This window comes from Streptomyces ossamyceticus, from assembly GCF_001418475.1.
GTDB lineage: Bacteria > Actinomycetota > Actinomycetes > Streptomycetales > Streptomycetaceae > Streptomyces > Streptomyces ossamyceticus.
The window spans coordinates 1-3,169 of record NZ_LIQX01000470.1 but is presented as its reverse complement, the minus strand read 5'-3'; the positions used below and the strand labels follow the sequence as shown (position 1 = coordinate 3,169).

General features: G+C 74.2%; 4 protein-coding genes. 1 reads left to right on the top strand and 3 read right to left on the bottom strand.

The genetic code is table 11. From position 1 onward, the window contains the following. The first annotated feature begins 221 nt into the window (after window positions 1-221). Complete coding sequence (locus tag AOK15_RS29770) at window positions 222-1,112, top strand: helix-turn-helix domain-containing protein (RefSeq protein ID WP_079058782.1); 891 nt, start codon at window positions 222-224, stop codon at window positions 1,110-1,112. A gap of 55 nt (window positions 1,113-1,167) precedes the next feature. Here the strand turns inward: AOK15_RS29770 and AOK15_RS29765 are convergent, their stop codons facing one another. From AOK15_RS29765 to AOK15_RS29755, 3 genes are read right to left on the bottom strand one after another with little or no spacing between them, the layout of a single operon-like run. Beyond that, entirely contained in the window at window positions 1,168-1,908 is a 741-nt protein-coding gene (locus AOK15_RS29765; RefSeq protein ID WP_055521436.1) for a YoaK family protein, read from the bottom strand. Continuing rightward, window positions 1,901-2,422, bottom strand: coding sequence for a DoxX family membrane protein (locus AOK15_RS29760; RefSeq protein ID WP_055521435.1), 522 nt, complete (start codon window positions 2,420-2,422; stop codon window positions 1,901-1,903). Before AOK15_RS29760 ends, AOK15_RS29765 begins: the two co-directional genes overlap by 8 nt. A 32-nt stretch (window positions 2,423-2,454) precedes the next feature. Next, a complete protein-coding gene (locus AOK15_RS29755) occupies window positions 2,455-3,117 on the bottom strand; it encodes a hydrolase (protein WP_055521434.1) in 663 nt (220 codons plus the stop codon). Window positions 3,118-3,169: the final 52 nt, after the last annotated feature.

Below are 3,169 nucleotides of genomic sequence, written 5' to 3'. Positions count from 1 at the left end.
CCGCCCTCCACCGCCTCCGCACCCACGCGGCGACCGTCCCCGACCACCACCCCACCTCGCACGGCGACCATCCCTGACCGCCACCCCCGACGGTCCCCTGCGCGACAGGCCCTCCCTCCGGCCACCGTCACTTCGCCGTCACTCTTTTTGCACATCTCCCTTCCTACGCTCCGGGTGCAGTGACCGACGGTGTGTTCGAGCGGCCCGGGAGGCAGCCTCAGATGATCTCCGACACCAGTACTCTCGGGGCCCCGGCCCTCCGTATCGCCGTGCTCGACGAGGCGCCGGCGCGGCTGCCCGGCCAGGAGCCGCCCGGCCGGGATCCGCTACGGGCGGCGGCGTACCGGCTGACCGCCCGGACCGGCGGCGAGTATTTGTTCGTAGGGGTGTGCGGGACCGGCGCCCCTTCCCCGGAGCGGCTGCCGGACATCGCCCTGGGGCCCGGTGACATCTGCCTCTACGATGCGGACCATCCGCCGTTACTGGAGTTCCCCGAGCGCTGCCGACTGAAGGTGTTCCTCGTGCCGCGTGAGGCGATGGGGCTGGAGGAGCGCGACGTGCGGCGGGTGGCGGCGGCGCCGGTGGCACGGGCCTCCCGGCTGGGGTCGCTGCTGTCGCCCTTCCTGTCCGAGCTGGCCGACTCGGCGGTCTCCGCCCGGCCGTTGGTCACCGAGATGCTCACCCGGAACGCGGTGAACCTGCTGGCGACGCTGGCCACGGAGCAGTTGGGCCGGGAGGCGGGCGGCCCGCCGGGCGGCCGGTCGCCGCTGGTGGCGCGGATCCTGCGGTTCATCGACGAGCACCTCGCCGACGCGGATCTGTCGCCCGAGGTGATCGCCGGGGCGCACCACATCTCGGTGCGCTATCTGCACAAGCTGTTCCAGGACGAGGGCACGACGGTGGGCCGGTGGATCCAGCGCCGCCGTCTGGAGGAGTGCCGGCGCGATCTGGAGCTCGGTGTCCGGGGGCGCCGCACGATCGCCTCGGTGGCGGGCCGCTGGGGTTTCCTCAGCGCGACGCACTTCAGCCGGGTGTTCCGGGCGGCGTACGGGATGTCGCCGAGCGAGTGGCGGGACGGCGCGGGCCGGGGCGGACGGGCCCTCGCCCGGTAGCGGAGCGGGCGGTGACCCCGGTCGAGGGGTCACCGCCACGGGGGGTGCGGGGTCGTCAGTTCGGGGGGCGGGTCCACGCCGCGTCGGAGGACGACAGGCGCAGGACGGCCACGCAGGTCGACGCGAGCAGCAGCAGGATCAGGCCCAGGGTGGGGGCGAGTCCGGTGTGCCGCAGGAACAGGGCCCCGGCGAGGGCGCCGAGGAACATGGCGAGCACGGACAGGATCCGCCGTCCGGGCCGGGGCGCCGGCCCGCCGGCCGGGGTGGAGTCGGCCGCGAGGCCCGTCAGGGTGAGGGTCAGCACGGTCGTGGTGAGGTCGGGGACGCCGAGGCGTCGTACGACCGCGTTCTGGAGCCCCATCGCCAGCCCGAGCAGCACGATGAGGGTGTAGCGGAGCGGGCTGCCGACCCGGTCGCCGTCGAAGAGGGCGGCGGCGAGGGCGGCCGCTGCGGCGAGGACCGTCTGCGCCGCCACGGCGATCGCCAGCACCTTCCCGCGATGGGCGGCGCACCGGGCGGCGACCCGGCCCCCGGCCAGCGCCCCGGCGAGGAACGCGGTCATCGCGACGACGGACGCGAGCGCGGACAGGCCCTCGGCGCCCGCCAGGGCGAACCCCAGGAAGACCACGTTGCCGGTCATGTTGGCGACGAAGACATGGCCGAGGGCCAGATAGCTGACCGCGTCGACGACCCCGGTCACCACGGTGAGCGCCAGCAGCAGCGGCGGCAGCGGCCCGTGCCGGTCCCCGCGCGGCGGTACGAGCGTGCGGGCCGCGTCGGTCACCAGCTCACGCACGGCCCGTCACCTCCTCGGGTTCCGCCGCGGGGACCGGGCGGTGCAGGACCGCCCGGGTGGCGAGCCCGGCGGCGGGCCCGAGCAGCACGGCCGCGACGGACACCCACAGCGGCCACGGGGCGAACCCGAGCACCTCGTCGCCCGACCAGCGGCCGGGACCGGTGAGCGCGAGCACCGCGGCCACCAGGACGAGGACGAGCGGGTACTCGTACCCGTCGTTCTGCACCCACAGCCCGTTGCGCCACTTGACGGTGCTCGCGACCGTCATGACCCCCATGGCGGTCGTCGCCGCCATGGGTGTGAGCAGCCCGGCCGCCAGGAACAGGCCGGCGCCCAGCTGGCCGCCGCCCGCGGCGAGCGCGGTGAGCGTTCCGCCGCGGAAGCCGTCGCGGCGGGACTCCTCGGCCCCGCCGGCCAGGCCGTTCCCGCCCAGCAGGAAGCTGACCTTCTGCACCCCGTGCCCGGCGATGAGGAGCCCGGCCACGAGGCGCAGCAGCAACAGTCCGGTGTCCATCACGTTCCCGCCCGTTCCCGACGTCGTGCTTCTCAGCCGGCCGCGTGGGCGCCGATGACGGCCTGCGCGTAGACGATGCCGAGGCCGTACGCGCCCGCGTGCTCCTTCACGACCTGTGTGGTCGGCCCGTACGTCTCCTCGCGCGCCCAGTCCCGCTGGAGCTCCAGCAGCACCTGCACCCACGTGACGGGCACGGCGCCGGCCTGGATCATGCGCTGGACGGCGTGCTCGTGGGCCTGCGGGCTGACACCGCCGGAGGCGTCGGTGACGACGTAGACCTCGTAGCCCTGGGCGAGCGCGGACAGCGTGGGCAGGACCACGCACACCTCGGTCCACAGACCGGCGACGACGAGCTTCTTGCGGCCGGTGGCCTTGACGGCCTCGACGAACGCGACGTCCTCCCAGGCGTTCATCGTCGTACGGTCGACGATCTTGTGGTCGGGGAAGACGTCCGCGAGCTGCGGCAGGAGGGGGCCCGAGAAGGACTCGGCGGCCACCGTGCTCAGCACCACGGGCACGTCGAAGCCCCGGGCCGCCTTGGCGAGGCCCACGGTCGCGTTGATGATCGCGGTGCGGTCGCCGCTGCCGGTGCCGAAGAACATCTGCGGCTGGTGGTCCACGAAGAGGACGGCGCAGTTGTCGGGGGTGAGGAGGTCCGGGCCGGGAGCCGCGGTGACCTCGTCGATGTCGACCATGGAAGGTGCCTTTCTGCTGGGAGGGGTGGGATCGGAGGGGGAAGCCGTGGGA